A 2,874-nucleotide genomic window follows, 5' to 3' on the forward strand; every position below is an offset into this window, starting at 1 on the left:
GCCCGGCGCGCTGCGTCTGCCGATCGTCGGGGTCTCCAGTGGGGGTGCCCCCGCCCGCGTGTGAGTCCGGGTGGCGGGCGGGCGTGGCCGAGTTCGGCTGCGGGCGGGCTGCGCCTAGACTCGACCCCGTGGCCGAGAACGCACAGACCGACTCCCAGTTCACCGCCGAGGCAGCGGCTCCCCGCCCCGTCCTCGTCGTCGATTTCGGCGCCCAGTACGCGCAGCTCATCGCGCGGCGGGTGCGCGAGGCGAGGATCTACTCCGAGGTGATCCCGCACACGGCGACGGTGGAGGAGATCCGGGGCAAGAACCCGGTCGCCCTGGTCCTGTCCGGCGGACCGGCCAGCGTCTACGCGGACGACGCCCCGGCTCTCGACCCGGCGGTGCTCGATCTCGGGGTGCCGGTCTTCGGCATCTGCTACGGCTTCCAGGCCATGGCGGGCGCCCTGGGCGGCGAGGTCGCGCACACGGGAAGCCGCGAGTACGGGCGCACCGACGTGACGGTGTCGGGTGGCCTGTTGCACGCCGGACTGCCCGAGCACCACCCGGTGTGGATGAGCCACGGGGACGCGGTCACGACCGCGCCCGAGGGGTTCACGGTGACGGCCACGTCCCCCGGTGCCCCGGTCGCGGCGTTCGAGTGCGCCGAACGCCGGATGGCCGGTGTCCAGTACCACCCCGAGGTCATGCATTCGCCTCACGGGCAGCAGGTCCTCACCCGCTTCCTCACCGAGATCGCGGGCCTCGAACCCACCTGGACGGCGTCCAACATCGCGGACCAACTGGTGGAGGCCGTCCGTGAGCAGATCGGTGACGGCCGGGCGATCTGTGGGCTGTCCGGTGGCGTCGACTCCGCGGTCGCGGCCGCGTTGGTGCAGAAGGCCATCGGGGACCGACTCACGTGTGTGTTCGTCGACCACGGTCTGTTGCGCGCGGGGGAGCGGGAGCAGGTCGAGAACGATTTCGTGGCCGCCACCGGTGCCCGCCTCATCACTCTCGACGATTCGGAGACATACCTCGGTCACCTCGCCGGGGTGACCGACCCCGAGTCCAAGCGCAAGATCATCGGCCGCGAGTTCATCCGGTCCTTCGAGCGTGCCGTCACCCAGGCCCTCGATCTCCAGGGTGACGACGCCGCCTCCGTCGACTTCCTCGTCCAGGGCACCCTGTACCCGGACGTGGTCGAGTCAGGCGGGGGCGCGGGAACCGCCAACATCAAGAGCCACCACAACGTGGGCGGCCTGCCGGACGACATCGAGTTCTCGCTGGTGGAGCCGCTCCGCCTGCTGTTCAAGGACGAGGTCCGGGCCGTGGGCCGGGAGCTCGGGCTGCCGGAGGCGATCGTCGGTCGGCACCCCTTCCCCGGCCCGGGCCTGGCCATCCGGATCGTCGGGTCCGTCGACCGGGACCGGCTCGAGACCCTGCGCGCGGCGGACGCGATCGTGCGCGAGGAGATGACCGCGGCCGGGCTCGACGCCTCGGTGTGGCAGTGCCCGGTCGTGTTGCTCGCCGACGTCCGCTCCGTGGGCGTCCAGGGCGACGGACGCACCTACGGCCACCCGATAGTGCTGCGCCCGGTGAGCTCCGAGGACGCCATGACCGCGGACTGGACGCGCGTGCCGTACGAGACCCTCGCGCTGATCTCGGGACGCATCACCAACGAGGTCCCGAACGTCAACCGGGTCGTGCTGGACGTGACCAGCAAGCCGCCGGGCACCATCGAGTGGGAGTGACGGGCGGCGGGGACATCTCGGCGCGGAGTCATCCCCCGACCGTGACAACCGGCCGGCCCCTGTGGACGGGGCCGGCCGGGTATCCGACGTCGGTGTGCGGGTCAGCGTCGGATGACCATCGCCAGCCCGACCAGGACCAATAGCACGAGTGACGCGGCGATCATCACGGTCGTCGTGATCACAGGCGCGCCCAGGATCGCCCACACGGCGACCCCGAGGGAGAGCAGTCCGGCCACCGCGAGCACCGGCGACCCGGAACGTTCGCGCCGCGCGACCGCGTCCGTCGCGGGCTCGTAGGCCACCCCGTACCCGGCCGGGATCCCGTGCACGGGGGCGGCCCCGTACCCGGCTGCGACCCCGTACGCGGGGGAGGTCCCGTACGGGAACCCCTGCGCGTCGGTGACGCCGGAGCCGTAGGGAAGCGGGTCCTGGAGCGGCTGGTCGGGGCGGGTCGTGGAGTCGGAGTGCAGGCTGGTCATGTCGGGGCTCCCGGTGGATTGCGGTTCTTCGTGGTCCGTGTCGTCGGTGTGGTCTGGGTGAGCTGTCGGGTCGTGGGCGCGCGGGTCACTCATCGCGTCACCACGACGCTTCCGACGCCGGAGTGCACGCTGAGGGTCAGGACGGGGCCGGAGACATCGCCGGACAGGCCGGTCGGGCAGTCCACGCTCCCGATGTCGGTGGTGCAGTTCGTCTCCACGGCGACCCCGTCGGGCAGCAGCACCTGCACTTCTCCGACGTTGTTGGCGATGCTGTAGCTGCGATCGCGGTCCAGCTCCAACTCGCGCATGTCCACGGTGATGCTGCCGACCTGATGGTTGATCGGGGCGTCCAACTGGGCGGGGTCGGTGATCTCGATCAGCTGCTCGCCGGTGCCCTCCCAGCCGCCCTCGGGCACCTGGACCAGCGAGGCGAGAAGGACGAAACCGGCGAGGGGGCCGGCGACGACCAGCAGTCCGTGCCCTCTGCGGGTGACCGCGCCGACGAGTAGCCCGCCGGCCACCACGGCGAGTCCGATCGCGGCGATCCTCGTGGCGTCGAGCCAGACCACCCCGCCGAGTGTCGCCAGTCCACCGGCCACGGCCACCGCGATGAGCGCCAGACCGAGGGTGACCTTGGTCAGCCGGGACCGGGGGCGCGGCGG

The 2,874-nt window shown here is 71.8% G+C and carries 2 protein-coding genes and 1 pseudogene; 1 reads left to right on the forward strand and 2 read right to left on the reverse strand.

Annotated features, from left to right (window positions below; genetic code table 11):
* Positions 1–128: 128 nt before the first annotated feature.
* Positions 129–1,733, forward strand: coding sequence for a glutamine-hydrolyzing GMP synthase (guaA, locus tag G6019_RS14410; protein ID WP_182613490.1), 1,605 nt, complete (start codon positions 129–131; stop codon positions 1,731–1,733).
* A gap of 101 nt (positions 1,734–1,834) precedes the next feature.
* On the opposite strand, the gene G6019_RS14415 is transcribed toward guaA, so the two are convergent.
* Entirely contained in the window at positions 1,835–2,212 is a 378-nt protein-coding gene (locus tag G6019_RS14415; protein WP_156607106.1) for a hypothetical protein, read from the reverse strand.
* A gap of 89 nt (positions 2,213–2,301) precedes the next feature.
* A pseudogene (locus G6019_RS14420) lies at positions 2,302–2,874 on the reverse strand (PspC domain-containing protein); the annotation flags it as partial.

The sequence above is a fragment of the Dietzia sp. DQ12-76 genome (genome assembly GCF_014145045.1).
Classification (GTDB): domain Bacteria; phylum Actinomycetota; class Actinomycetes; order Mycobacteriales; family Mycobacteriaceae; genus Dietzia.